Genomic DNA, 25,656 nt, shown 5'->3' with positions numbered 1-25,656 from the left:
CTTTCACATATGATGTTTCAAATATAAGTTATAATAAATCACTTTTCCTATCATATCAAAAAAAACCTATGTCTGTCTGCTCAAAAATTAGGAAAACGATGTTTCGAAAAAACAATTCATAAAGGAAGATTCTTTACAGTAAAATATCTTTCAAATCTAAATTTTCTTTTATTAAAAAGGGATGTTACACGTGATACCGCTAAAGTTAAAAAAGGAGCGAACAATCGGCTCCTTTATGTTTTTTGTATTTTTTGTAATGCTTTTTCTGGAATCGATTCTTTTGGAATTTCAGCCCATCCTTTTCCTTGCATGCCCTTAGCATAAATTTTTACAAACGCACCTGGATGCAATTGACGATTCACCATTTTTTTAATGATTTGTTGCTTGCCCTCTTGTGTATAACCTTTTAATGTATACAAATATTCATCGTCTTTTTTCTCACCTTTACCTATAACAGCATAATAATCTTGTATTTCCTTATTTGAAAAAAAATTATCTACAAAGGCTCCGACACCTTCTGTTTTTGAATGTAAATAAAATGCTGTGCCTCCTAAAAGGATAGCAAAGACAGCTAAAACTCTAAGTACCAATTTCATATACGCGCCTCCTGTCTATAGCTTTCTTATCGATCGTATACTCATATCTGTATTATACGAAAAAGGACATACTATACTCTATTGAAATGTCTTACATTTTCCTTACACTATTGTAATAAAAATTGTTTGCAGTATTTTCCTAAGAAAAAAATTTTCCGCTCAAGCAAAATTTGTATTATTATTGGATAATACAAATTTTTATAACAAAAATCAAAAAGGAGACATTATTCAAATGGCTATCTTGCAAGGTTTAGCACTATTACTTGTTGTACTTTTTCTATTCACACTTTTTAGCTACCGCGCTCCTTACGGAATGAAAGCAATGGGTGCTTTAGCTAACGCTGCAATCGCCAGCTTCCTTATTGAAGCATTCCACCGTTATATCGGCGGTGAAATGTTCCATAACAGCTTTTTACAATCCGTTGGACAGGCTTCCGGTGGTATGAGTGGCGTCGCAGCTGCTATTTTAGTGGCACTCGCAATCGGGGTATCTCCTGTCTATGCTGTTTTAATTGGGATTGCCTCTAGTGGATTTGGTATTTTACCAGGATTTTTTGCTGGATATGTTTGCGCTTTTGTCGTGAAATTCCTTGAAAAAAAATTACCAGCTGGTGTAGAATTTTTAGCAATCTTATTCATCGCAGCACCACTTTCACGCGGTATGGCCATGCTTATGGATCCTGTTGTGAATGCAACACTTGGGAAAATCGGCTCTATGATTTCAATCGCAACTACAGAAAGCCCAATTATTATGGGGATTATGCTTGGCGGGCTCATCACAGTTATCTCTACATCTCCATTAAGCTCCATGGCTCTAACTGCTATGCTTGGTTTAACAGGCTTACCAATGGCTATTGGTAGTCTTGCAGTAGCAGCCTCTGCTCCAATGAACTTTATTTTCTTTAAGCGTTTAAAGATTTGTTCAAAGAAAGATACGATTGCTGTAGCAATAGAACCATTAACACAAGCTGATATTGTCGCAGCAAATCCAATTCCAATCTACACGACAAACTTTGTCGGTGGTGCACTTGCTGGCATTATTACATCCTTATTCCAACTTGTAAACAATGCACCTGGTACAGCATCACCAATTCCAGGACTTCTTGTTCTCTTTGGATTTAACGATGTAATGAAAGTAGCAATCGCCGCTGTACTATGCGGAATTGTCACTACAATCATTGGATATATCGGTTCAATTATTTTCCGTAAATATCCAATTCGCTCTGCTGATGAAATTCGTGGCGTCACTTCAGAAGAAAACGTTGCATAAGAAAAAGGAGCGAGTTCCATGGGGTGGAACTCGCTCCTTTTTTCTTATAAGCTCATGCCGAATTTTGCAGAAGCGTCGATATGTTGTGTCGAATCGCCGATATATGGATCTCTCTGCCGCTTCCGCTTTTATTCTATCCAGCTGCGGCAGCTAGAATGCTCGGTGGCTTCGCTTCTTCCTGCGAGGCAAAAATCGCCTCTACGTCTGAAGCTCCATCCACCTCTCATTCTGAACGAGCTGCCTCCGCTTTTACTTTATCCAGCTACGCCTCCTAGACCCTTGCGCCCTAAGAACCTTCCCTGCCAAAAGGTAGAAAGCACCTTTTGCAGGAAAGAACCTTAGCCACCGGGTCTAAACAGTCGGCTTCGCTTTTATTTTACCCAACCAAGAAGCATTTCCCGCACGAATTTGCTTGCTGCGATTGGTGTTTGATCACTATGATCATAGACTGGAGCTACTTCTACTAAGTCTGCTCCAACTACTTTTATATTTGAATTTGCAATTGCTACGATGGAGTCTAGTAGTTCTTTAGATGTGATACCACCAGCTTCTAATGTTCCTGTTCCAGGAGCGTGTGCTGGATCTAACACGTCAATATCAATTGTGACATAGACCGGGCGTCCTGCAAGCTTTGGTAATACTTCTTTCAACGGTTCTAATACGTCAAATTTGTATAGGTTCATGCCCACTTCTTTTGCCCATTCGAATTCTTCTTTCATTCCAGAACGAATTCCAAAAGAATATACGTTTTCCGGACCAATTAAATCGCACACTTTACGAATTGGTGTAGAGTGAGATAAAGGCTCCCCTTCATATGACTCACGTAAATCAGTATGAGCATCCATATGAATGATTGCTAAATCCGGATATTTTTTTGCCATTGCCTTAAAAATTGGCCAAGACACTAGGTGCTCACCGCCGAGACCTAATGGAAACTTACCGGCATCTAATAGTTTTGCTACATATTCTTCAATCATGTCTATACTGCGCTGTGGGTTTCCGAATGGTAGCGGAATATCACCAGCATCAAAATATTTTACTTCTTCTAGTTCACGATCTAAATATGGACTATACTCTTCTAATCCAATTGATACTTCACGAATACGTGCAGGACCAAAACGAGAACCTGGACGGTAGCTTACTGTCCAATCCATTGGCATCCCATAAATAACGGCCTCTGACTCTTCAAAACTTGGATGACTTTTAATAAATACTTTACCTGAATAAGCTTCATCAAAACGCATATTCTTTTCCTCCTTACGTGGAACTTAAGGTATCCCAACCTTTCATTATTTCTCAAATTTGGAGTACTATGCTCCTCTTTCTCGATTTACCTCAATCTTCTTTTAACAATGGGAAGATTATTTTATTTATAGTAGCGAAAGCAGCTAGCATGTCCGTTCTATCGCACACCTTGAATGAGCCACTTCCGCTTTTTTGTCCAGCTACAGCGGCTAGAATGTTCGATGGCTTCGCTTCTTCCTGCGAGGCAAAAGACGCCTCTACGTCTGAAGCTCCATCCATCTCTCATTCTGAACGAGCCGCTTCCGCTTTTATTACTTCACTAAGTCCCCAACAAATTTTGGTAACACAAATGCTGCTTTATGCAATTCTTTTGTGTAATATTTCGTTTCAATTTCGTGGAAACGCTCTTCGCTTACTTTTAATGGATCGTATTCTTTAGATCCAATTGTGAATGTCCACATTCCACTTGGGTATGTTGGGATATTCGCTGTGTATAGACGTGTAATTGGGAAAATTTCTTTTACGTCTTTAAACACAGTTGAAATTAATTCTGGTGTGAACCATGGGTTGTCCGTTTGAGCAACGAAAATACCGTCTGCTTTTAACGCTTTAGAGATTCCAGCGTAGAATCCTTTTGTAAATAGGTTTACTGCTGGTCCTACTGGCTCTGTAGAGTCGACCATAATTACGTCATACTCATTTTCGCTTTCTGCGATGTGTAGGAAACCGTCTCCTACTTTTACTTCAACGCGCTCATTATCTAACGCACCTGCGATTGATGGTAAGTACTGTTTAGAATACTCGATTACTTTACCGTCGATTTCAACAAGTGTTGCTTTCTTTACGCTTGGGTGCTTTAATACTTCACGAATTACACCGCCATCACCACCGCCAACAACTAATACGTTTTCAGGGTTTGGATGTGTAAATAAAGGTACGTGTGCTACCATTTCGTGATACACAAATTCGTCCTTCTCTGTTGTCATAACCATACCATCTAAAATAAGCATGTTTCCGAACTCTTCTGTCTCAACCATATCAAGTTTTTGAAATTCTGTTTGCTCCGTATGTAATGTGCGGTTAATACGCGCCGTAATTCCAAAATGTTTTGTTTGTTTTTCAGTGAACCATAGTTCCATCGTACAATCACGCCTTTCGCTGCAAATTTATAATAGGGACATCATTAATGTCCCCTAACAAAAATAAAACAAAACATACAAAATGTATAGTTAAAAGTACAAAAATACCGAAAATATATTTTAGTTAAAGTATTTTTATTCATATATTCTATAAACACTATATTTAACAACAAAGAAAACCCTTTCTTAAGAAAGGGTTTCTGCTTCTAATTTAGAATCTTCTCGAACAGGAATCAAAATCATGACACAACCAACTAATACAACGATTCCCCCAACTAAAAATGGACTTTGTGGTGAAATCGCATGACCGATAATTCCCGATAAAATAGGAGCAATCGCTCCGCCAAGCCAACGGACGAAATTGTATACACCGGACGTAATAGATCTTTCATAAGGTGAAATATCCATGACGTAGCTTGTATATAAAGCGTTATTTAATCCTGATGTTAATCCAGATAAGACGATAAGAACGATTTGTAACCACATCACTTTAACAAAGAATAATGCAATTAACAGAAGGGCAAATATAAATAAGCTAACTCGTAATAATGCTTTTGGCTCATATTTCCCTTCTAATTTATGCGCTAATATGGCCGATCCGTACGCTAGCGCAAGTCCCCATCCACAAAATACGAAACCGAGCTGAATTGCCGATAAATGCATAATAAGTGGTGAATATGCTAATACAACGAAAAACCCGTAATAATATAACATCCCTGAAATGGCCCCTTGCATAAATGGCTTATATTTAATCAGGTTAAGTAATTCTCCTATCCCAGCTGCCCTGCGCTTCACTTTGCGTTCTGGCTCTTTTACAAAAAAGAAAACAAGAATAAATGCTAATAAAATTAAAAGACTTGTCGCAAAAAATGGGTAGCGCCAAGAATATCCGCCAAGTAATCCACCTAATAATGGACCACCCGCCATCCCTAAGCCAATCGCGGCTTCATATAAACCGACCGCTTCATGTACTTCTTTACTAAGAGCAATTAATAATGTCATCGCTGTTGCGAAGAACATCGCATTACCTAGCCCCCAGCCCGCACGGAAGAGGGATAACTGCGCAATTGTTTGTGATATACCACATATAAAAGCAAATACAGTTACAATTGCTAAACCAATCGTCATCATTCGTTTATCACCAAATCTTGCTGCAAATAAACCAGCGGGCAACATCATAATTGCCATCGTTAAAATATATGCTGTAAATAACATTTCCACTTGCCAATGTGTTGCACCGATTTTCTCAGCAATAATTGGCAAAATAGGATCGACTACCCCGATACCTGAAAAGGCAAGGAAGGTAGCCAGTACTGTAATCAATCTCCCCAGTTTTTGTTTGCTCTCCATCTTCATTACTCTCCTTTTGTTTCCTCCAAGAATCTAGTTGCACGCTCTAAACTATGCTCTAATTCTGCTTTCACGCGCTCCATTTGTTTCATTTTTATATCTAGCGTTTGTACCTGACTCTCAAGCATATCCTTAATTTCTTGAATCACTGCACGGTCACGTGGATTGTCACTATTTCGCCTTTGCTCCATGCGCTCTTTTAATGATAAGAAATGCTGCATTTCTTGCAGTGTGATTCCTAACACTTCTTTCGCTTCTACAATTCTTTTAATACGTGCAATATCCTCATCCGTATAAAGACGAATGTTTCCTTCACTGCGCTCCGGTGGATGAATTAAACCAATTTCCTCATAATAACGAAGTGTACGTTTTGTTAACCCAACTTGCTTTGTTACTTCATCAATCTTATACATATATATTCCTCCTTCCCTTACATTATTACATTTTACGTTAACGTTAACTTTTGTGCAACTGTTATACTTTTGTAAATGTTTGGCATATGAATTGTATTTTTTTCACCGTAGTTTCATAATGAAAGAAATGAACTCATAAGGAGATTTTCAGATGAAAAAACCACTTATTTTTGCCCATCGCGGAGTGAAAGGGACACATCCAGAGAATACAATGATTGCTTTCCAAGAAGCAGAGCGTGTTGGTGCTCATGGTATTGAACTTGATGTTCACCTTTCAAAAGATGGTGAACTCGTTGTAATTCACGATGAAACAGTTGACCGTACGACAGATGGAATTGGACTTATTTTTGAGAAAACAGTAGCGGAATTACAAGCGCTTGATGCAGGAAGTTATAAAGATCCTTCTTTTCACGAAGCGAAAATTCCAACCTTACGGGAAGTGCTCATTTGGTTATCTACGACAAATTTACAACTTAATATTGAATTAAAAACAGACGTAATCCACTATCCAGGTATCGAAGAGAAAGTTGTCGATCTTGTTCGTGAATATCACCTTCCAAACCAAATTATATTCTCATCGTTTAACCATGATTCTGTTACTTTACTTGCAGAACTTGCACCTGAAATTCCGAGGGCTATCTTATATGATGAACCAATTGCTGATCCACTTGCTGAAGCAAAGAAAAGAGAAGCGACCGGATTACACCCTAATTTTCAGCTATTAACAAAAGAATTTGTCCAAACTGCGCAGCAGCAAGGCTATGTTTTCCGCCCCTATACAATCAATGAAAATAAAGACTTACAAACAATGATCGATTATGGTGTAGATGTAATTATTACGGATTGGCCAATGCGCGCTTTTGAGCTTCTTTCTTAATTGAAAGGGCTCTTTTTCATTTTGTGTTTAAAATACGAAAAAACCCTCAATACTAGTAAAAGTATATGATGAGGGGATGAAAAAGATGGGTCAAACTATAAATCCAAAACTTAAAAAATATAAACGTCTTTTCTTCACCGCACTTTTTTCATGCGTTCTTTTTTTCGTTTTTTCTTTTTTTATTATCATTATTGCCGCAAAGATTATGGGGCCACCTCCTATCGCTGTCCCGCAAACAAGTACCTTTTATGCCAATGATGATACTGTAATGGGACAAAGCAATGGGATGCAAAAACGCTATAACGTATCCCTTGACCAAATTTCTCCTTATGTAAGAGAAGCGACGCTTTCCATCGAAGACCAACGATTCTATGATCATCATGGTTTCGATATGAAACGAATTGCCGGCGCAATCATTGCAGATATAAAAGCAATGGCAAAGGTTCAAGGTGCGAGTACGATTACACAACAATATGCCCGCAATCTATATTTAGATCATGATAAAACTTGGAAGCGGAAGGCTTTAGAAGCAATATATACGATTCGCCTTGAAGTCAATTACAATAAAAATCATATTTTAGAAGGATATTTAAATACAATTTATTATGGGCACGGCGCTTATGGTATTGAAGCTGCTTCCCGTCTTTACTTTAATAAATCAGCTAGTGACTTAACATTAGCAGAATCAAGTATGTTAGCTGGTATCCCAAAAGGCCCTAGTGTATATTCTCCCTACGTAAAAGAAGAACGAGCAAAAACAAGACAGTCCATTATTTTAGATGAAATGGTAGAACAAGGATATATTACAAAAGACCAAGCATCCTCTGCGAAAAAAGAAAAGCTTGCGTTTGCTTCGTTAGAAACAAAAAAAGCGACAGAAATAGCACCTTATTTCCAAGACGCTGTACAACGCTCTCTCCTTCATGACGTTGGACTCGACGAGCAAACTCTGCAACGCGGTGGACTCCGTATTTACACAACATTAGACCCAAAACTACAAACAATAGCTGAGCAAGCTGTAAAAGATACGATTCCAGAAACGACTAGTATACAAACGGCTCTTGTCTCAATGAATCCGAAAACTGGAGAAGTAGCAGCTCTTGTTGGTGGAAAGGATTATAAAGAGAGTCAATTTAACAGAGCGATTCAAGCAGCTCGTCAGCCAGGATCTACCTTTAAACCGTTTTTATATTATGCCGCACTTGAAAAGGGGTTTACACCAACGACCCGCTTAAAAAGTGAATATACAGTATTTACATTAGGTGATGGTGTTTCTAAATATAAACCGAAAAATTATAAAGACTATTACGCTGATGATTTTGTAACGATGGCGCAAGCTCTTGCAGTATCAGATAACGTATATGCTGTAAAAACACATTTATTTTTAGGCGAAGATTCTCTTATGAAAACCGCTAAACAATTTGGTATTAAAAGTTCACTAAAAGATGTACCATCCCTTGCCCTTGGTACTTCTCCTGTAAAACCAATTGAAATGGTAGGCGCATACAGTATGTTTGCCAATGGTGGAAAACAAATAAAGCCAACCTTTATCCGTCGCGTTGTCGATAACGAAGGAAACATTTTATACGACGCACATTTAGAAAGTAAACAAGTGCTCGATAAAAACAATACGTTTGTAATGGAAGAGATGATGACGGGAATGTTCAACGACAAGCTAAGTGGATATGCCTCTGTTACAGGGCAATCCCTTCTTCCAAAGCTATCTCGCACTTATGCAGGAAAGTCTGGTTCTACAGAAACGGATAGCTGGATGATTGGCTTCGCCCCGCAACTTGTAACTGGTGTTTGGGTAGGATACGATCAGCCAAAATCTATCTCCAATCCAGCTGAACAAGGCTACGCTAAGAAGATTTGGGCCATTGCGATGGAAAAAGGACTAGACGGTCAGCCGAAAAAGGATTTCAAACAACCAAGTGACGTTGTTGCTGTAAATATCAATCCCGAAAATGGGAAAGTAGCAACGAAAGGATGTCCTGTTTCTGTGAAAATGTATTTTGCAAAAGGAACAGAACCGACCGAATACTGCATGGATCACATTGATGACAAAGAGGAATTTGAAAAGGTCAGCAAAGAAAAGAAAAAAGAAAGCTGGTGGAAAAGGTATTTTCCGTGGTAATCCGAACATATCGGTGATTCCACAATATACGACATAAAATAATAAAGCAAAGGCTACCAGGATTTCTCCTGGTAGCCTTAAATGTTACTCTCCTAATAATGCATGACGCAATTCTTGACTAGATTCATTCCAAATTGCTTCATTGTGCTCTTTCAAGAATGTACCAAGCACCTTCTTAGATGATTCATCCATATGGTCAATCATGATGTGACGCTTTAATGATTTATCCATCTTATTCACATGCTCTGGAAGAGATTTATATCCGCGGCGAATTTCACGGTCAACTGTCATCTCACAAGCCGTTACGCCTGCATAATAAGCACCTGTTGCGGTTCTCTCAATCGTTACCCATACAAGCCAATACGGTTTTCCGTTTGGGACCTCGTCTTTATTCGTTAAGAATTTAATCCCCTTTTCAACAGTACTACGCGCATGCATCGCACCAATATCAACGAATGCATTTTTCTCGATTACATCTACGAAAACAGGTGAAATATTTTCTAGGCTCAGTGCTCCAACGCCAAAGCCACCATGGCCATCTGTTGAATCATTCTTCACGATATTAAAACCAATTTTTTTCTTTTTCTCTGTCATATGTAAGTCCTCCTCACTCATTTATTACATAATCCCAAATATAGGTGCAATAATGCTGTGCAAAATACCTAATACATACGGAATAACCACTTGGAAGATTGGTTGAATTGTATAACGATCAAGCGGCGTAATAACAAGAATCAATAAAGCAATTGCTCCATATTTCTCATACTGCGTCATTTTCGCACGAATATTTGCTGGTGCTAAATCTTCAATCACGCGATATCCGTCAAGCGGCGGAATCGGCAATAAATTGAAAACAAGTAAAACGATATTAAGAGTAATAAAAATTTGAAAGAATTGTCGTAATGTATCTGCCACTGCAAATGGAATGGCATCTAACAATCCAAATCTTATCATGCTATACCAAATAATTAACCCAATAGCACTCAAAATAAGGTTACTAATTGGCCCTGCAATAGAAACTAACACACCAGCAAGGCGCGGCCTTTTGAAGTTATACGGATTAACAGGTACAGGACGTGCCCAACCAAATCCAATGATTAATATGGCAATCATACCAATTGGATCTAAATGAGACATTGGCGATAAGGTTAAACGTCCCTGTCTTTTCGCAGTATCGTCTCCAAACTTATATGCAACATATGCATGTGCAAATTCATGCACAGACAATGCAATAACAATAGCCATTGCGACCAACGGTATTTGGTGCAGTGGATATACAAAAAAGTTCTCCATACTTCATCTCCTCTTCATTATGTCGAAAAAAGAAAATATTTGTTTTTCCGATTGTTCTACTTCATAATCCGTTATAATAAGATTGTAACTTACATAAAAGGAGCGATTGTACATGCCATACGTAACAGTGAAAATGCTAGAAGGACGCACAGAAGAACAAAAGAAAGCTCTTGCTGAGAAAGTAACTGCAGCAGTAAGCGAAACAACTGGTGCTCCAGAAGAAAACATCGTTGTTTTCATCGAAGAAATGTCTAAAAATCATTACGCAGTTGGCGGAAAACGCTTAAGCGACAAATAATTTCAAGTTTCTTTAATAAGAAGCAGTCCAATGACTGCTTCTTATTTCTTTCCTTCTAATAACTCAATAATTTTCTCTTTATATTTTCCTTTTCTTCCATCTTCATAGATTAAATCATGCGGATAGAAAAGTTTTTGATCTGTTCTCTTCTTACCAGTAATCGCTTCTACAATATCAGATTCACGCGAAAGCTCTCTGAGATCTCCATTTGGCATAAGAAGCAAAATTGGAAGCCTCTCTTCTTCTTCTCCAGCGCGGTAAAAATCATACGGTAAATCCGATGTTGAATCAACAACTAAGTAGTATTCTGGATCGAGTCCAATCTTTTTAAATAAACTACTTAATTCCATCCAATTATCTAAACCATGATTCTCCGTAAATTCTACATATTTAAAGAGATTTCGGTTCATAAAACGACGACATAAATCACTTAAAATTTGGTCATCTTCATCTTGCCATACTTGGAAGTAATAATACATTACATTCTCATCTAGCTTTAAATAATCCTCTACCGTTACTTCCTCTTCAAATAAAGAATAGAAATGAACCGGATGATATTTAAATGTATAATACTGCTCATGTAATGTTTTTGCGCGGTGTAAAATCTTTGTTAAAATCACTTCTGCACTGCGCGTTACCGGATGGAAATACACTTGCCAGTACATTTGATAACGGCTCATAATATAATGTTCAACAGCATGCATACCACTATTTTTAATCACGACTTGATCTCCATACGGTCGCATCACACGCAGTATACGCTCCATATCAAAATTCCCGTACTTTACACCCGTAAAATAGGCATCTCTTAATAAATAATCCATACGATCTGCATCGATTTGACTAGAAATCATACTAATCGCTAATTTATTATCAGACGTTTTCGCGATAACATCTGCTACTTTTTGTGGGAATTCTCGGTCTACACGGCTGAGTACTTTATTAATTTCCGTATCACCAACAATAATTCTTTGTGTGAACTTCTCATGATCTAATGAAAAAACTTTTTCAAAAGAATGTGAGAATGGACCGTGTCCAACATCATGCAAGAGCGCTGCGCATAAACATAATAATCTATCTTCTGCATTCCAATTTGGTCTGCCATCAAACACATCATCAATCATACGACGAATAATCTCATATACACCTAATGAATGAGTAAAGCGACTATGTTCTGCACCATGAAATGTAAAAAATGTTGTTCCAAGCTGTTTAATACGGCGCAAACGTTGAAATTCCTTCGTTCCGATTAAATCCCAAATCACGCGATCACGCACGTGTACATATTTATGTACTGGGTCTTTAAACACTTTTGTTTCGCTGAGTTTGTCGTTTAAATATACCATATCGACACCCTCCTTTCTTTACTGCATTCTTATCTTTATTATAAACGAAAGACTATAGAAATGCATAAAATTCCCCTATATACAAAAAATCACCTTCGCCAAAGCGAAAGTGATTTTTTGTATATATTATTTCCCTAAAACGAACTCAGCGATTTCATCTAAGATCATTTCTTTACCAAGTGGGAAGTATCCTTTGTTTAGGTCTTCGTTCTTGATTGTAAATACGTGGTTGTTCTTAACAGCGTTCATGTTTTTCCAAATTGTTTCTTCTTGGAATTCTTTTAAGCGCTGAGAACCGTCACCAGTTGTAAATACGAATAAGTAATCTGGATTGTAATCGATTAACGCTTCTTTTTGTACTTGTACTAATGGTTTATCCATTGGTGTACCTGGAACTGCTGGTAATTTTAAATCTTTGAAGATTACGCTACCGTAACCGTAGTCACCGTATACACGGAATGCATTTGGATATGCAGCCATTTTCATGAACTTCGCATCACCAGTTTTTGCAACGATTTTATCATGTAACTTGCTTGCTTTGTCATCGTATTTCTTGAACCATGCAGTTGTTTCTTTTTCTTTATCGAAGATTTTACCTAACTCTTCAAACTTTGGACGCCATTGGTCTAATGGAGTTTTTAGCATAACTGTTGGTGCAATTTTAGATAGTTGATCATAAATTTTTTCTTGACGATTGTTTACAAGAATTAAATCTGGTTTCGCAGCAGCTACTGCTTCGATGTTAATTTTGTCGCCCCATGCAGAGCCAACTGGTTTAACATCTTTTAATTTATTTGCAATATGTGCATCAATTTTTTCTTGAGACGTATTTGCAGTAATGATTGGTTTCATTCCAAAGATTAATAATTCTTCTGTTGAACCACTAAGGTCAGCGATTTTCTTTGGATTTGCAGGAATTTTAATTTCACCTTTTGCATGTTGTACAGTGCGCTCTTCCGTTTTTGCATCTGCTTTCTTTTCTTCTTTCTTATCAGAAGAACAAGCTGCAAATAGTACAGAAGTAACGACTAATACCATTGCTAGTAATGCTGCTTTAAATTTCTTCATATTCCCACTCCTTCTGGATGTATTTCTCTTATAAGTTGTATATAACTATAAGAAACTACAAACAACATTCCATTAATATATATTTATTAATCGTTGTATGTAACCCGTTCTAACGGGCGTTCAACTTCTCAGATTGAATGAGAAGCTCAACGTCCATTAGAATCCCCCTCCTATCTAAATACGGATAGGAAGAGGCTCTCTCTTACGCTTGCTTACGTACTTGTTTATTTATCATTGTTAAATCATAAGTTAAGCAAATCGGTTTACAGTTTACAGGACACGGAACAATTTGCGCTTCAATTTCAAATACATCGCGAAGCGTTTCGCACGTCATCACTTCATCTGGTGTTCCTTGTTTCATTAACTTACCTGCCTTTAATGCAACCATATGATCTGAAAAACGAGAAGCGTGGTTTAAATCATGAATAACCATTACGATTGTGCGGCCTTCTTCTTGATTTAACTTTTTCAATAAATTTAATATTTCTAGCTGATGAGCCATATCCAAATATGTTGTTGGTTCATCTAACACAAGTAAATCCGTTCCTTGTGCTAGGGCCATTGCAATCCATACACGTTGGCGTTGCCCACCTGATAAAGCCTCTGCTGGACGATTCGCAAACTCTGTCATTCCTGTTACTTCAAGCGCCCAGTGGATGTAACGATAATCTTCTTCTTTCAGTGTTCCAAATCCCTTTTGGTGCGGGAAACGTCCATATGAAACAAGTTCAAACACAGTAAGACCTGTTGGCACCTCTGCAGTTTGTGGTAAAATCGCCATTTTCTTTGCGATTTCTTTTGTCGGCTGCTTCTCAATTGCTTTCCCATCAAGATATACAGTACCTCGTTTTGCTTTTAAAATACGAGAAGCTGTTTTTAACAATGTGGATTTCCCGCATCCATTTGGTCCAATAATCGTTGTAATTTTCCCTTCTGGAATTTCCACTGATAATCCATCGATAATTAACCCTTCATTATAACCAACAGATACCGAATCAACCGCTAAAGTTGCCATACAAAAAGCCTCCCTTTATTTTGTCTTGATAAGTAAATAAATGAAATATGGTGCACCGATTACAGAAATAACAAGCCCTACTGGTATTTCAGATGTCGTTAGTACACTTCTTGAAATCAAATCTGCAAATAGTAGTAAGAACGTTCCAATTAACGCTGCTGTCGGCAACATAATTTGATGTTTTCCGCCGACAAGTCGCCTCGCCAAATGCGGTGCCATTAGACCAATAAAGCCAATTCCACCTGCGACTGCAACAGACGCTCCTGCTAAACAAACTGCAATAAATAATAATTTACGTCTTTCTTTCTCTACGTTTACACCAAGTCCAACTGCCGCAGCATCTCCTAAATTCATCACATTTAACACGTGTGCTTTACGAATTGCAATTGGTAAAAAGATGAGCATCCACGGAAGTACGCTTAATACGAATTTCCAGTCTGTTCCCCATAAACTTCCCGCTAACCAAATCGTTGCAAAACGGAAGTCATTCGATGTCATTTTCATTGAAAAAATTAAACTAACAGCACCAAATCCTGCTGCGACTGCGATACCAACCAGTATTAAACGAGTTGATGAAACGCCGTCCTTCCATGCCAGTACATAAATAATAACTGCTGCCAGTATTGCACCAACTAACGCAAAGAATGGAAGAATAAATACAGAAAGAAAAGTACCAGTTCCAACTTTCCCAAAAAAGAAGTATACGAAAATAACAACAGTTAATCCTGCACCAGCATTAATGCCGATAATCCCTGGATCAGCAAGTGGATTTCGTGATAATCCTTGTAGAATCGCCCCCGACATCGCTAATGCTGAACCAACTAATATAGCAATTACCATACGCGGCATGCGAAATTCAAATAAAATAACTGACTGATCTTCTGCTCCAAGTCCAACCAATGATTTTAATACATCCATTGGTGGAATTTTAAACGTTCCTGTATTTAAACTAATAAGGAATACTGCAACAATTAAACCAGTTAAAATGGTTATAACTGAAATGTTCTTTTTTGTTAAGACGGTTGTCTTCACATTTTCCCTCTCCCTTCATTACGTGCTAAGTAGAGGAAGAATGGAACGCCAATTAGTGCTGTAATTGCCCCAATTGGTGTTTCAAACGGCGGATTAATAATTCGTGATAGCATATCCGCACATTCAATTAACAATCCACCTAATACAGCAGAACATGGAATCACCCATCTATAATCTGAACCGACAAGAAAACGTGTCATATGCGGGATTACAAGTCCAACAAACCCAACGGATCCTGCCATAGATACTGCTGAACCTGTTAACACAAGCACAAGCACCGTTCCAATAAATTTAATTAAAGTTGTATTTTGACCAAGACCAATCGCAATTTCTTCACCGAAACTTAAAATTGTAATGTATCTCGACATCACAATTGCTATAACAAGACAAACAAGGCCAATCGGCAATAACATATCAATACTCTGCCATTTCACACCGGCAACTCCGCCCGCATTCCACATGCTCACTTCTTGAGCGAGGTTGAAATAGAGTGCAATTCCAGATGAAATAGCTCCAAGTAATGCACTGATGGCTGCACCTGCTAATGCTAACTTAACAGGCGTTAATCCACCAGGTGAAGAAGCACCAACTCCATATACAATACTTGCTCCAAATGCTGCTCCAATGAATGAAGCAATAACAAACATTAAATATGGTGAATTCGGGAAAAACGCATACATAATTGCAATCCCAAATACTGCCCCATCCGTAATCCCCATTAATGATGGAGATGCGAGTGGATTTCGCGTCATCCCTTGCATAATTGCACCAGATACCGCTAGAAAGGCACCCGCAACAACTCCGCCAATTGCCCTAGGCATGCGCAGCTCCCAAATCACATTATGATGCGTTAAAGAACCATCAAACCGAAAGACAGCTTGCCATACAGTCTGCAAACTAATATCAGCTGCACCAAATGAGATTGAAGTTGCCATACTTAAAGCTAACAAAATTGTTCCCACTATTAAAATAATAGAAGCAATAAGCGGTCTGCTCTTAATCTCTTTCACATTTACTTCTTGTTGCTCAATACTCCTCGCGCTTGCTTCCATCCCTCAACCATCCTAACCAACAACATATATTTAATAAAATGAGATTTATTCTCAGGAAATAACAAAAATAAAATTAGGTTAGTATACCTTTTTGATAATGATTCTCACAATCACACCTTCTATTCTACCTATCGTCATAAAAGGCTGTCAACCATTATTTTGCAATATAAAACTAATGTAATTGATATGAAACCAATACCATAATATTACATTTATCCATTCATACACGCTTACTGTACATCGGTATTTAAAAATAATTTTTAATTTCAGCAATAAAAAAAGAAGAGTAAAATATTCACTCTTCTTCTTACTTATTTAGTTTCGCTTCAATTTTCTTAATCAGTTCATCTTCGTTTGGTGCTGCAACTGGACGATTATTCACAAAAGCGAATGATTTTTTACGACCCGGTCCACAATAAGATTGACACCCAACCTCTATATTTGCACATGAATCTACTTTTTTGAGCTTTGGTATCAAGGTCTTAATGTTCGTCGCCTGACAATCATCACACACACGAAATTCATTTCCCATTCTATATAACACTTCCTCTATTTTAAACTTTTCACAAGTACATTTAACAATAAACACTAAATGGTATTTTACCGCTCTTTGGGGCTTGATGCAAGTGTTCCCCTATGGGACCTACGCGATAGAAAACGCTCACTTTCCTCTTCATTTTTCCCTTTATGAACCCCCTTCATTCGCACACCAATTTCTTACTTTCATCAAAATCTACCATATTTTTAAAAGCTTTGTATAAAAGCCATTTCTTTTGCCCATTATAAAAATAGGAAGTTCATAAAAAGAAAGGGAGTTGAATCTATGAAAGTAAGACAAGATGCTTGGACAGACGAGGACGATTTATTACTTGCGGAAACCGTACTACGTCATGTTCGAGAAGGAAGTACACAATTAAATGCATTTGAAGAGGTTGGCGATCAATTAAATCGTACCTCAGCTGCTTGTGGATTTCGTTGGAATGCTGTTGTGCGTTATAGCTACGAACAAGCCTTGCAGCTAGCAAAAAGACATCGGAAAGATAAAATGCGTGCCGCTAATGGCGAACAGGCAAAAAAACGTCTACTTTATACGCCACCAGCTTCAGCGGTAATTACAGCCGATGAAGAACCCGTTGTAAACACAACTGTTCATCGTTCAGAACCAGTTGTATCTAGCACTTCTATAACAATGCAAGATGTGATTTACTTTTTACAAACAGTAGGGTCTTCAAGCGTAAAAGTAACAGCGCTCGAAAACGAGAATACGAGATTGAAACAAGAAATAAAAGCACAAATACTTCATAATGAAGAATTAGAAAAGAAACTGGAAAAACTAGAGCAACAATCTAATACAGTACAAGAAGATTACGAAACGCTCATGAATATTATGAACCGCGCTCGTAAATTAGCATTAATGGATGACGAAGAGCCCGCGCAAACTTCTTTTCGTATGGATCGAAACGGTAACTTAGAAAAAATTGCAGAATAAAAGGATGCGATGAACGCATCCTTTTTATTTCACCTCAACCATATGAGCTTCTTCTATTTTAGAATCTCTCTTTATATCTGGGAAAATTTCCTTTTTCGGGTTTTCTTTAAATACTACCGATCCAATTACTTTTACTGGTTGACTCATTTTTTGATATGCTGCATCGCTTACAACTGTATACATATCTGCATATTTGCGAGCATCACCGATAATTACATTACCTTCATATTTCATTTTCTTTCCATCAATCACTACATCATTTTGCTCAGTTTTAGCAAATACAACTCCTGTATCCTCAGAAAGAGATGGAAGTACTGTAATTGGTTTTACATTTTCTCCCTCTACTTTTCTCAGTACTTTTTCTTTTACCATCTTGTCTGCTGTTGTTTTACTCATAATTAATACTTTTTGATCATTAAATGTACCAAATTTCGCTTCAAATTTATGCCCTGATTCAATTTTATCTTTATATTGATCCATTTTTTGTTGTACCACTGCATCATCACCGTACATAATTACGCCATTTGCTTGCGGAGCAATCATATCCATAATCGAACAACCACTAAATACTGCAGTTGACATGATCGCTACAAGTCCTAATTTTACTTTTTTCATTTGTATTCCTCCTAAGACTATAATTGCAGTTCCTAGTGTAACGACCAAAATGGCTTTTACCAATCTCCTTTCCTTACAGTAACATTACAATCTCGTAAGGTTCTTTTTCACAATTCTCCTCTCTTCTCTTCTCTCTTTTTTGTTATAATAAAGGTTGTCATTTTATAAATAAGGGGTTAGTTATATGAGCAATTCCCGTTCAATTTTATCTCAACCAGAGTGGCGTATTGTGGATCAGTCCAGTTTAGGTCAGACCTTCCACGCACTTCAATCATTCGCCATGGATGATACATTGTGCACAACAATCGGAAATGGTACATCTACTTCGGCAATGCGCTCTTGGGTTCATCACAATACAATTGTTCTTGGTATTCAAGATTCTCGTCTTCCTCATTTACAGGAGGGAATCTCTTTTTTAAAACAGAAGGATTTCAATGTCATTGTTCGTAATTCAGGTGGTCTTGCAGTCGTACTTGATGAAGGAGTTTTAAATGTTTCTCTTCTATTTCAAGAAACGGAAAAAGGAATTGATATCGACCTTGGATACGATACGATGTGGCATTTAATTAAAGAAATGTTAAAAGATTACGATGTTGATATCGAGGCAAAAGAAATCGTTGGCTCTTATTGTCCTGGTAGCTATGATTTAAGCATTCGTGATCAGAAATTCGCTGGTATTTCACAGCGCCGCATTCGCGGAGGGGTTGCTGTACAAATTTACTTATGTGCTACAGGTAGCGGCTCCGAACGCGCGGCACTGGTTCGTGATTTTTACAACTTAGCAATTCAAGGTGAAGAAACAAGATTTACGTATCCCGAAATCGTACCGAGTACAATGGCTTCTTTATCTGAATTACTTGGTGAAACGATGACCGTTCAAGATTTAATGATGCGTTTATTAAAAACACTGCAGCAGTTTGCGCCGCGATTAACACCATCACAATTAACGGTGGATGAAGTTCCTTTATATGAAATGAACTTGCAGCGTATTATTGACCGTAATAATAAAGCACTTAGTCTTGAGAAATAACAAAGGCCCCGCTATATAGCGAGGCCTTTCGTTTTTATAGTGCTTGAGCTGCTGTAATTAAAGCTAACTTGTACACTTCTTCTTCGTTACAACCGCGAGATAAATCGTTTACTGGCATGTTTAAACCTTGTAAGATTGGTCCCACTGCTTCGAAGTTACCTAGACGTTGTGCAATTTTGTAACCGATATTACCAGCTTCTAAGCTTGGGAATACGAATACGTTCGCATCACCTTTAATAACAGAACCTGGTGCTTTCTTCTCAGCTACAGACGGTACGAATGCAGCGTCAAATTGGAACTCACCGTCTAATGTTAATTCAGGAGCCATTTCTTTTGCAATGCGAGTTGCTTCTACAACTTTTTCTGTTTCTGGAGATTTCGCAGAACCTTTTGTAGAGAAGCTTAACATTGCAACACGTGGATCAATGCCGAATAACTCAGCAGTTTTCGCACTTTCAATACCAATTTCAGCTAAATCTTGGCTGTTTGGTGCGATATTGATTGCACAGTCAGCGAATACATACTTCTCATCTTCACGTACCATGATGAATACGCCTGAAGTTTTTGTAACGCCTGGTTTTGTTTTAATGATTTGAAGTGCTGGACGAACTGTGTCAGCTGTAGAGTGAGCTGCACCGCTTACTAAACCATGTGCTTTGCCCATGTATACAAGCATTGTACCGAAGTAGTTTTCGTCTTTTAAGATTTCACGAGCTGCTTCTTCTGTTGCTTTACCTTTACGGCGCTCAACGAAAGATGCTACCATTGCATCCATTTCTTCATATGTAGCTGGATCATAAATATCAACGCCTGCTAATGTTAAGTTCATGCTAGCAGCTTTTGTGCTAATTTCTTCTTTATTACCAACTAAAATTGGTTTTACAATCTCTTCTTTTGCTAAACGCTCTGCAGCGCCTAAAATTCTTTCATCAGTTCCCTCAGGAAGTACGATAGAAATGCCTTTTCCTTGAACTTTTTCTTTTACCGCTGTAAATAAATCGCTCACGAATAAAACCCCTCCTACAAATGTTAAAAAACTCTACCTTTAAGAATACTTCTTTTCATCTATATTTTAAACTTATAGCTCCTAAAAAATAGGTAAAATGAAAATAATTATATTTTCATAAAATTCAGCATGGTTAATCTATTATGGAAAAACCTGAAAAACCTTTCTTTTTCAGATGAAAGAGAGCGTCTGGCCATGCATAGATGCGGTCAGGGCCTTTTTCTGCCCCATGCCAAGTGAAAACAAAGGGAGGGAATAAGTGCAAGGCTCTTTTTGTTTTCATAGCCGGAATTTGTATGCGAAAATAAAAAACATGTTTGATGATGGAAGTTTGATTTTATTATGTAAGCACAATTTGAAAAAACGACACCAAACCTTTCTTTTTAGATAGGAAAGAGCATCCGACCATGCATAGAAACATCAAAACCTCTCCTTCCCCCATACCAAATGAAAACAAGAGGAAAAGTCACCTTTTGCACTTCGCAGCAGTGACTTATATGCCTGCAAATCAAAATGAATTTATACATACTCCTTTGTCTAGCATTTTTAAAATGTGACAATTTTATGCACCCGAGTTTTACATACATGAATTTAAAACTATATATGCTATAGTTAACTTATAAATATCATTAACTGAGGTGAAAGAAATGAGTGAAGCAGCAAAAACGTTAGATGGTTGGTATTGTTTACATGATTTACGTTCTATCGACTGGGCAGCATGGAAAACATTATCTAGTGACGAACGCGGACAAGCAATGTTTGAATTTTTAAACGTCATTGAGAAGTGGAATAAAGTAGCAGCTGCAAAGCAAGGTAGCCATGCAATGTATACAGTTGTTGGTCAAAAAGCTGATATTATGTTTATGATTTTACGTCCAACAATGGAAGAATTAAATGAAATCGAAACAGAATTAAATAAAACAACATTAGCTGAATATATGGTTCCTGCATACTCTTACGTATCTGTTGTTGAGCTAAGTAACTACCTTCCAGCTGAAGAAGATCCATACAAAAACCCACAAATCCTTGCACGCTTATACCCAGAATTACCAGAAGCAAAACACATTTGTTTCTATCCAATGGACAAGCGTCGTCAAGGAGATGACAACTGGTACATGCTTCCGATGGAAGAACGCAAAAAACTTATGTATAGCCACGGAAAAATCGGTCGTCAATACGCAGGTAAGGTTCGTCAAGTCATTACCGGTTCTGTTGGTTTTGATGATTACGAGTGGGGTGTAACACTATTCGCTGACGACATCCTTCAATTTAAAAAACTTGTATATGAAATGCGCTTTGATGAAGTAAGTGCTCGCTATGGTGAATTTGGTACTTTCTTCGTTGGTAACATTTTACCAAGCGAAAAAGTAGCTAAATTTTTATATGTATAAGTAAGAAAAGGAGCGAATTTCGTTCCTTTTTCTTATTCTCCTACAAATCCTTCTAAAAACCCTACATTTTCGTCAAATCCAAACAATATTAGACAAAAACTTGTCAAATTTCCTGTTAAATTATAATCTTCTTATATTCAAAATTATGCTAAAATGGTACGAGCTATATGCTAATAACGATGCGAAGGTGATAATTTATATGAGGAAAATTTTATCTATTTTATTAGCGTTTCTATTGTCATTTTATTCCTTAGGAGTAACAAACTCCCATGCAGAAGAAAAAATACACATAGAAGCTGCCGCTGCCATTCTTTTTGATGCAGATACAGGAAAAATACTACATGAGCAAAATCCAGATGAATTGCTAGCCATTGCTAGTATGTCAAAACTTATTGTTATTTACTCCGTTTTAGAAGCTATTAAAGAGGGAAAAATCACATGGGATACTAAGGTAAACATCTCTGATTATGCTTATGAAGTTTCTCGTAATAACGAATTTTCTAATGTTCCTTTCGAAAAAGGGCGACAATATACAGTTAAAGAATTATATCATTCTATTGTTATCTTCTCTGCAAACGGATCTAGCATCGCGCTGGCTGAACTTCTTGCAGGAAGTGAAAAGAACTTCTTAAATCTTGCAAATGAACATGCGAAAAAACTAGGATTAAAAAAATATAAATTTGTAAATGCTACTGGATTAAATAATGCTGATTTAAAAGGAAAACATCCTGAAGGAACTGATCCGAACGGAGAAAACTCCTTATCAGCTCGCGACATGGGTATCCTATCAAAAACAACTATTACAAAGTATCCAGAAATGCTAGAGGATACAAAACAAAGATTTAGAAACTTCCCAGATAACCATCCAAAACCAATCCGTATGGAAAACTGGAACTGGATGCTACCAGATGCCGCTTTCGCTTACGAGGGAACAGATGGTTTGAAAACGGGAAGTTCAGATACAGCTGGATATGGATTTACAATTACAGCAAAACGCGGTGATTTACGTCTTATCTCCGTTATTATTAAGACAAAATCAATGGATGAGCGCTTCACAGAATCCCGCGAATTAATTGATTACGGTTTTAATAACTTTGAAAAACAGAAATTAAAAGTAGATAAAAATAATACAATTTCTGTTGTAAAAGGAAAAGAAGATACTATAACTGTGACACCTGAAAAAGAGATAACGGTAATCACGAAAAAAGGGAACAAACCACCTTACAAAATTTCCACTGAAGCAGATAAATCAATTGCTGAAGATGGAAAATTAGTGGCACCTATAAAAAAAGATACGAAAGTTGGCTCACTCGTTTTAGAATCAACTGATCAGTACGGATTCTTAGATGGAAGTAAAAAAATGAAAGTCACTGCAAAAACAACGGAAGAAGTAGAAAAAGCAAACTGGTTCGTATTAACGATGCGATCCATTGGTGATTTCTTCTCAAATATGTGGTCAAAGGTATTTGGATAAATAGAAAGCTAGCAATTTTGCTAGCTTTTTTATTATGTCTCTCCCTCTGTATGAATCCAAATTTAAAAATCGATATAACTCCCTTCTTTTTAACAGAGAGAGCCTCCCGCCATGCATAAAAAATGTTAAAACAGGGAGAAAACAAGTGCAAATTACTCTTCCCCCTTCGTAACAGTAACCTATATGTCGAAAAATCAAAATGGATTTATATAACGCCAAAATCCCTCTTCTTAAAACTTTGTTTGGTTGTCATATCTGGCTTCTTTTTCTCATACGTATGAACTAGTAATTGTTCTACACTGTTTTTACCAACTCCTCTTTCTGTAAAAATGGTGAAAGAGAGGTGAAACAAATGGGTGTAATTTCTTATAATGAAGAACATGTAAAATTATTAGCGCGACTTATGCGAGCTGAAGCTGAAGGAGAAGGACAACAAGGCATGCTAATGGTTGGGAATGTCGGTGTAAATCGCGTTAAAGGAAATTGTTTAGACTTCAAGAAGATACGTAATCTACAACAAATGGTATTTCAAAGGCCTGGTGGTTTTGAAGCAACACAAAAAGGATACTTTTATCAGCGTGCACGCGAACAAGATATCGCCCTTGCAAGACGTGTTATTCAAGGACAACGATTTTGGCCTGCTAATTTTGCTTTATGGTTTTTCAGGCCAGAAGGTCCTTGTCCACCAACTTGGTATAATCAGCAAAATTCTGGTCGATTTAAAAAACACTGCTTTTTCCAACCATCTGCCGGAGACTGCCCAGCAGTATATTAAGGAATGAAAACGAGGAGGGATTTTTGAATGGCACAGCAACAAAACCCATTCTATGGAACTTTTTTTCAACCTTCTGGAACTCAACTACCACCAGGACAACAACAGCAACAAATGACACCTCAGCAACAACAAGCAATGCAACAACAAGCAATGCAACAACAAGCTCAAGCACAATATGCAGCCTCTCAAGGTATGCTACCACTAGAACAATCTTATATCGAAAACATCCTTCGCTTAAACAAAGGTAAACAGGCAACAGTTGTGATGACATACGAGCGCGGCAGTTCACTTGGCACACAATCCTATACCGGCATTATTGAAGCAGCTGGACGCGATCATATCGTCATCAGTGAACCACAATCCGGAAAACGTTTCTTGCTACTTATGATTTACTTAGATTATGTTGAATTCCCAGAAGAAATTACGTATTTACCTAGTCAACAAGCAACTTATGCCCCAAGATTATAAAAAAAGCTGGCAAATGCCAGCTTTTGTTTTGTCTTTATAATCCTTTTACAACTGCAGTTCCTACTAAAATCCAACCTATAATAAATGCTACTCCACCAAGTGGTGTAATTGGTCCGAAGAATTTAATGCCTGTTGTACTTAACGCATAGAGGCTTCCAGAGAACATAATAATTCCTGCTACCATAAACCAACCTGCTGTACTTAGTAAGGAAGATTGAATTTTATCCATTAATAAGGCTACAATAAATAGTCCTCCGGCATGAAACATTTGGTATGTAACACCTGTTTTCCAAACTTCTAGCATTTTTGTAGAAATTTTATTTTCTAAACCGTGTGCACCAAAAGCCCCTAATACAACTGATAACCCTGCTGCAATACAACCTAATAAGAAGAAAATTTTCATTAGAATTCCCCTTTTTATCTTTATGATAAGAAATTTTCACACATAAGCCAAATAATTTAATCTTTAAAAATCAAATAAAGAGCCCCCATTTGCATCATCTTCTTTCATATATACAGGTTCCCCTGAAGCTGGTACTACTTGTTGAGTTGCTGTCACCTGATGTGATGTTATTACTTGTGAGTGTAATTTTGGCTCTACATACGTATGAGATTCACCCTGTTCGTCTAAAAGTAAATCACATAAGGCACGGACAACTAATAAATGTTCTTTCGCCTTCTGTCCTTCACTACTTTTTGCTTTTGCAATTTCATTTGCCATTTTATTTAAAATCTTATCGCTAGATACTTGCATTCCTTTTTCACCTCATACTTTGTAGTTCTTTCTCAAATTGCCCCAGCTTCTCTACTGGGCCAAATACCATTATCATATCATGTTCTTGTAATTTTTCCTGCCCTGTTGGATTATGAATACTATTTCCATCTCGTAAAATCGCTAAAATTGTAACATCAAATTGATTTCTTACGTTGCTTTCTATTAATGTTTTTCCAATTAGAAGAGACCTTTCACCCATTTGAACTTCTTCTATTGCTACAGCGCTCTGTTCCATAGAGAACTGTAGCAATAGAATGAACCGTTAATGGATTTGCGATTCCTTTTGCAATATGAATTCCAGCCATACTAGATGGATTAATAACCTTATTCGCACCAGTACCGCGTAACTTCTCTTCCGTTTCTGGTTTTTTAGCTCTCTAGCCACAATTTTGATCGTACTATTTAGCCCTCGTGCTGTTAATGTAATAAATACATTTTCAGCATCATTCTTCAACTCTTTTCTCTACTACAATCTTTGCCAGAGGAAATAAAATACGTATAT

General features: G+C 37.4%; 28 protein-coding genes and 1 pseudogene. 10 read left to right on the top strand and 19 right to left on the bottom strand.

Going from position 1 to position 25,656, the window contains the following annotated elements:
- Positions 1-233: 233 nt before the first annotated feature.
- Positions 234-596, bottom strand: coding sequence for a YxeA family protein (locus AAIE21_RS21485; RefSeq protein WP_343268647.1), 363 nt, complete (start codon positions 594-596; stop codon positions 234-236).
- A gap of 232 nt (positions 597-828) precedes the next feature.
- Here AAIE21_RS21485 and AAIE21_RS21480 point away from each other — a divergent pair, with 232 nt between their 5' ends.
- On the top strand, positions 829-1,866 hold the full coding sequence (locus AAIE21_RS21480) for a PTS sugar transporter subunit IIC (RefSeq protein ID WP_343268646.1): 1,038 nt from the start codon (positions 829-831) through the stop codon (positions 1,864-1,866).
- A gap of 371 nt (positions 1,867-2,237) precedes the next feature.
- On the opposite strand, the gene speB is transcribed toward AAIE21_RS21480, so the two are convergent.
- The 5 genes from speB to AAIE21_RS21455 form a co-directional block, all read right to left on the bottom strand.
- Positions 2,238-3,110, bottom strand: a complete 873-nt coding sequence (gene speB / locus AAIE21_RS21475) for an agmatinase (RefSeq protein WP_042981102.1) — start codon at positions 3,108-3,110, stop codon at positions 2,238-2,240.
- A 91-nt stretch (positions 3,111-3,201) separates the two neighbouring features.
- Positions 3,202-3,390: a hypothetical protein gene (locus AAIE21_RS21470; RefSeq protein WP_343268645.1), complete on the bottom strand. Its 189-nt coding sequence runs from the start codon at positions 3,388-3,390 to the stop codon at positions 3,202-3,204.
- Between the two features lie 32 nt (positions 3,391-3,422).
- A complete protein-coding gene (speE, locus tag AAIE21_RS21465; RefSeq protein ID WP_241816451.1) occupies positions 3,423-4,250 on the bottom strand; it encodes a spermidine synthase in 828 nt (275 codons plus the stop codon).
- Positions 4,251-4,436: 186 nt separating this feature from the next.
- Complete coding sequence (locus AAIE21_RS21460) at positions 4,437-5,600, bottom strand: MFS transporter (protein ID WP_343268644.1); 1,164 nt, start codon at positions 5,598-5,600, stop codon at positions 4,437-4,439.
- Between the two features lie 5 nt (positions 5,601-5,605).
- Complete coding sequence (locus AAIE21_RS21455) at positions 5,606-6,013, bottom strand: MerR family transcriptional regulator (RefSeq protein WP_343268643.1); 408 nt, start codon at positions 6,011-6,013, stop codon at positions 5,606-5,608.
- A gap of 151 nt (positions 6,014-6,164) precedes the next feature.
- On the opposite strand from AAIE21_RS21455, the gene AAIE21_RS21450 reads away from it, so the two are divergent.
- Positions 6,165-6,890, top strand: a complete 726-nt coding sequence (locus AAIE21_RS21450) for a glycerophosphodiester phosphodiesterase (protein WP_343268642.1) — start codon at positions 6,165-6,167, stop codon at positions 6,888-6,890.
- 85 nt (positions 6,891-6,975) lie between these two features.
- Positions 6,976-9,027 carry a transglycosylase domain-containing protein gene (locus AAIE21_RS21445; RefSeq protein WP_343268641.1) on the top strand — a complete coding sequence of 684 codons (2,052 nt, stop codon included), beginning with the start codon at positions 6,976-6,978 and terminating at the stop codon, positions 9,025-9,027.
- 84 nt (positions 9,028-9,111) lie between these two features.
- Here the strand turns inward: AAIE21_RS21445 and AAIE21_RS21440 are convergent, their stop codons facing one another.
- Positions 9,112-9,621, bottom strand: coding sequence for a YwhD family protein (locus AAIE21_RS21440; protein WP_343268640.1), 510 nt, complete (start codon positions 9,619-9,621; stop codon positions 9,112-9,114).
- Positions 9,622-9,645: 24 nt separating this feature from the next.
- Complete coding sequence (locus AAIE21_RS21435) at positions 9,646-10,320, bottom strand: site-2 protease family protein (RefSeq protein ID WP_343268639.1); 675 nt, start codon at positions 10,318-10,320, stop codon at positions 9,646-9,648.
- A 112-nt stretch (positions 10,321-10,432) separates the two neighbouring features.
- Here AAIE21_RS21435 and AAIE21_RS21430 point away from each other — a divergent pair, with 112 nt between their 5' ends.
- A complete protein-coding gene (locus AAIE21_RS21430) occupies positions 10,433-10,618 on the top strand; it encodes a 2-hydroxymuconate tautomerase (RefSeq protein WP_001147171.1) in 186 nt (61 codons plus the stop codon).
- 41 nt (positions 10,619-10,659) lie between these two features.
- On the opposite strand, the gene AAIE21_RS21425 is transcribed toward AAIE21_RS21430, so the two are convergent.
- From AAIE21_RS21425 to AAIE21_RS21400, 6 genes are all read right to left on the bottom strand, one after another.
- On the bottom strand, positions 10,660-11,964 hold the full coding sequence (locus AAIE21_RS21425; protein ID WP_343268638.1) for an HD domain-containing protein: 1,305 nt from the start codon (positions 11,962-11,964) through the stop codon (positions 10,660-10,662).
- A 126-nt stretch (positions 11,965-12,090) separates the two neighbouring features.
- On the bottom strand, positions 12,091-13,032 hold the full coding sequence (locus AAIE21_RS21420; RefSeq protein WP_343268637.1) for an ABC transporter substrate-binding protein: 942 nt from the start codon (positions 13,030-13,032) through the stop codon (positions 12,091-12,093).
- Between the two features lie 202 nt (positions 13,033-13,234).
- A complete protein-coding gene (locus AAIE21_RS21415; protein ID WP_000212074.1) occupies positions 13,235-14,047 on the bottom strand; it encodes an ABC transporter ATP-binding protein in 813 nt (270 codons plus the stop codon).
- Between the two features lie 15 nt (positions 14,048-14,062).
- Positions 14,063-15,079 carry a FecCD family ABC transporter permease gene (locus tag AAIE21_RS21410; RefSeq protein WP_343268636.1) on the bottom strand — a complete coding sequence of 339 codons (1,017 nt, stop codon included), beginning with the start codon at positions 15,077-15,079 and terminating at the stop codon, positions 14,063-14,065.
- Entirely contained in the window at positions 15,076-16,131 is a 1,056-nt protein-coding gene (locus tag AAIE21_RS21405; RefSeq protein WP_343268635.1) for a FecCD family ABC transporter permease, read from the bottom strand. Before AAIE21_RS21405 ends, AAIE21_RS21410 begins: the two co-directional genes overlap by 4 nt.
- A gap of 307 nt (positions 16,132-16,438) precedes the next feature.
- Entirely contained in the window at positions 16,439-16,663 is a 225-nt protein-coding gene (locus AAIE21_RS21400; protein WP_017153617.1) for a YuzB family protein, read from the bottom strand.
- A 291-nt stretch (positions 16,664-16,954) separates the two neighbouring features.
- Here AAIE21_RS21400 and AAIE21_RS21395 point away from each other — a divergent pair, with 291 nt between their 5' ends.
- Entirely contained in the window at positions 16,955-17,620 is a 666-nt protein-coding gene (locus tag AAIE21_RS21395) for an RsfA family transcriptional regulator (RefSeq protein WP_343268634.1), read from the top strand.
- Positions 17,621-17,644: 24 nt separating this feature from the next.
- Here the strand turns inward: AAIE21_RS21395 and AAIE21_RS21390 are convergent, their stop codons facing one another.
- Entirely contained in the window at positions 17,645-18,235 is a 591-nt protein-coding gene (locus tag AAIE21_RS21390) for a lipoprotein BA_5634 family protein (protein WP_343268633.1), read from the bottom strand.
- A 184-nt stretch (positions 18,236-18,419) separates the two neighbouring features.
- Between AAIE21_RS21390 and lipL the strand changes: the two genes are divergently transcribed.
- Positions 18,420-19,265: an octanoyl-[GcvH]:protein N-octanoyltransferase gene (lipL, locus tag AAIE21_RS21385; protein WP_343268632.1), complete on the top strand. Its 846-nt coding sequence runs from the start codon at positions 18,420-18,422 to the stop codon at positions 19,263-19,265.
- Between the two features lie 34 nt (positions 19,266-19,299).
- On the opposite strand, the gene pta is transcribed toward lipL, so the two are convergent.
- Positions 19,300-20,271 carry a phosphate acetyltransferase gene (gene pta, locus AAIE21_RS21380; RefSeq protein WP_343268631.1) on the bottom strand — a complete coding sequence of 324 codons (972 nt, stop codon included), beginning with the start codon at positions 20,269-20,271 and terminating at the stop codon, positions 19,300-19,302.
- Between the two features lie 647 nt (positions 20,272-20,918).
- Between pta and hemQ the strand changes: the two genes are divergently transcribed.
- From hemQ to gerQ, 4 genes are all read left to right on the top strand, one after another.
- Entirely contained in the window at positions 20,919-21,662 is a 744-nt protein-coding gene (gene hemQ / locus AAIE21_RS21375; protein WP_343268630.1) for a hydrogen peroxide-dependent heme synthase, read from the top strand.
- Positions 21,663-21,855: 193 nt separating this feature from the next.
- Positions 21,856-23,136, top strand: a complete 1,281-nt coding sequence (locus AAIE21_RS21370) for a serine hydrolase (RefSeq protein WP_343268653.1) — start codon at positions 21,856-21,858, stop codon at positions 23,134-23,136.
- A 352-nt stretch (positions 23,137-23,488) separates the two neighbouring features.
- Positions 23,489-23,911 carry a cell wall hydrolase gene (locus AAIE21_RS21365; protein ID WP_343268629.1) on the top strand — a complete coding sequence of 141 codons (423 nt, stop codon included), beginning with the start codon at positions 23,489-23,491 and terminating at the stop codon, positions 23,909-23,911.
- A 27-nt stretch (positions 23,912-23,938) separates the two neighbouring features.
- Positions 23,939-24,379, top strand: a complete 441-nt coding sequence (gene gerQ, locus AAIE21_RS21360; RefSeq protein ID WP_343268628.1) for a spore coat protein GerQ — start codon at positions 23,939-23,941, stop codon at positions 24,377-24,379.
- Positions 24,380-24,413: 34 nt separating this feature from the next.
- Here gerQ and AAIE21_RS21355 read toward each other — a convergent pair whose 3' ends face one another.
- The 3 genes and pseudogenes from AAIE21_RS21355 to AAIE21_RS21345 all read right to left on the bottom strand — a co-directional run.
- The gene (locus AAIE21_RS21355; RefSeq protein ID WP_343268627.1) at positions 24,414-24,782 is read right to left on the bottom strand and encodes a DUF423 domain-containing protein; all 369 of its coding nucleotides are present in this window, start codon (positions 24,780-24,782) and stop codon (positions 24,414-24,416) included.
- Between the two features lie 63 nt (positions 24,783-24,845).
- Positions 24,846-25,133: a YwdI family protein gene (locus AAIE21_RS21350; RefSeq protein WP_343268626.1), complete on the bottom strand. Its 288-nt coding sequence runs from the start codon at positions 25,131-25,133 to the stop codon at positions 24,846-24,848.
- Positions 25,134-25,140: 7 nt separating this feature from the next.
- Positions 25,141-25,602: pseudogene (locus AAIE21_RS21345) on the bottom strand (potassium channel family protein); the annotation flags it as partial.
- Positions 25,603-25,656 lie beyond the last annotated feature (54 nt).

Origin of the sequence: Paenibacillus sp. 102 (assembly GCF_039549175.1) — a bacterium.
Classification (GTDB): Bacteria; Bacillota; Bacilli; order Bacillales; family Bacillaceae_G; genus Bacillus_A.
Note: the sequence above shows the minus strand (reverse complement) of the source record. Positions and strands in the feature narration are given on the sequence as shown.

Excerpts from the sequence above, each read along its gene's own strand:
- AAIE21_RS21485 (WP_343268647.1), bottom strand. The coding sequence starts at position 596 with ATGAAATTGGTACTTAGAGTTTTAGCTGTCTTTGCTATCCTTTTAGGA.
- AAIE21_RS21480 (WP_343268646.1), top strand. The coding sequence starts at position 829 with ATGGCTATCTTGCAAGGTTTAGCACTATTACTTGTTGTACTTTTTCTA.
- speB (WP_042981102.1), bottom strand. The coding sequence starts at position 3,110 with ATGCGTTTTGATGAAGCTTATTCAGGTAAAGTATTTATTAAAAGTCAT.
- AAIE21_RS21470 (WP_343268645.1), bottom strand. The coding sequence starts at position 3,390 with ATGGATGGAGCTTCAGACGTAGAGGCGTCTTTTGCCTCGCAGGAAGAA.
- speE (WP_241816451.1), bottom strand. The coding sequence starts at position 4,250 with ATGGAACTATGGTTCACTGAAAAACAAACAAAACATTTTGGAATTACG.
- AAIE21_RS21460 (WP_343268644.1), bottom strand. The coding sequence starts at position 5,600 with ATGGAGAGCAAACAAAAACTGGGGAGATTGATTACAGTACTGGCTACC.
- AAIE21_RS21455 (WP_343268643.1), bottom strand. The coding sequence starts at position 6,013 with ATGTATAAGATTGATGAAGTAACAAAGCAAGTTGGGTTAACAAAACGT.
- AAIE21_RS21450 (WP_343268642.1), top strand. The coding sequence starts at position 6,165 with ATGAAAAAACCACTTATTTTTGCCCATCGCGGAGTGAAAGGGACACAT.
- AAIE21_RS21445 (WP_343268641.1), top strand. The coding sequence starts at position 6,976 with ATGGGTCAAACTATAAATCCAAAACTTAAAAAATATAAACGTCTTTTC.
- AAIE21_RS21440 (WP_343268640.1), bottom strand. The coding sequence starts at position 9,621 with ATGACAGAGAAAAAGAAAAAAATTGGTTTTAATATCGTGAAGAATGAT.
- AAIE21_RS21435 (WP_343268639.1), bottom strand. The coding sequence starts at position 10,320 with ATGGAGAACTTTTTTGTATATCCACTGCACCAAATACCGTTGGTCGCA.
- AAIE21_RS21430 (WP_001147171.1), top strand. The coding sequence starts at position 10,433 with ATGCCATACGTAACAGTGAAAATGCTAGAAGGACGCACAGAAGAACAA.
- AAIE21_RS21425 (WP_343268638.1), bottom strand. The coding sequence starts at position 11,964 with ATGGTATATTTAAACGACAAACTCAGCGAAACAAAAGTGTTTAAAGAC.
- AAIE21_RS21420 (WP_343268637.1), bottom strand. The coding sequence starts at position 13,032 with ATGAAGAAATTTAAAGCAGCATTACTAGCAATGGTATTAGTCGTTACT.
- AAIE21_RS21415 (WP_000212074.1), bottom strand. The coding sequence starts at position 14,047 with ATGGCAACTTTAGCGGTTGATTCGGTATCTGTTGGTTATAATGAAGGG.
- AAIE21_RS21405 (WP_343268635.1), bottom strand. The coding sequence starts at position 16,131 with ATGGAAGCAAGCGCGAGGAGTATTGAGCAACAAGAAGTAAATGTGAAA.
- AAIE21_RS21400 (WP_017153617.1), bottom strand. The coding sequence starts at position 16,663 with ATGGGAAATGAATTTCGTGTGTGTGATGATTGTCAGGCGACGAACATT.
- AAIE21_RS21395 (WP_343268634.1), top strand. The coding sequence starts at position 16,955 with ATGAAAGTAAGACAAGATGCTTGGACAGACGAGGACGATTTATTACTT.
- AAIE21_RS21390 (WP_343268633.1), bottom strand. The coding sequence starts at position 18,235 with ATGAAAAAAGTAAAATTAGGACTTGTAGCGATCATGTCAACTGCAGTA.
- lipL (WP_343268632.1), top strand. The coding sequence starts at position 18,420 with ATGAGCAATTCCCGTTCAATTTTATCTCAACCAGAGTGGCGTATTGTG.
- hemQ (WP_343268630.1), top strand. The coding sequence starts at position 20,919 with ATGAGTGAAGCAGCAAAAACGTTAGATGGTTGGTATTGTTTACATGAT.
- AAIE21_RS21365 (WP_343268629.1), top strand. The coding sequence starts at position 23,489 with ATGGGTGTAATTTCTTATAATGAAGAACATGTAAAATTATTAGCGCGA.
- gerQ (WP_343268628.1), top strand. The coding sequence starts at position 23,939 with ATGGCACAGCAACAAAACCCATTCTATGGAACTTTTTTTCAACCTTCT.
- AAIE21_RS21355 (WP_343268627.1), bottom strand. The coding sequence starts at position 24,782 with ATGAAAATTTTCTTCTTATTAGGTTGTATTGCAGCAGGGTTATCAGTT.
- AAIE21_RS21350 (WP_343268626.1), bottom strand. The coding sequence starts at position 25,133 with ATGCAAGTATCTAGCGATAAGATTTTAAATAAAATGGCAAATGAAATT.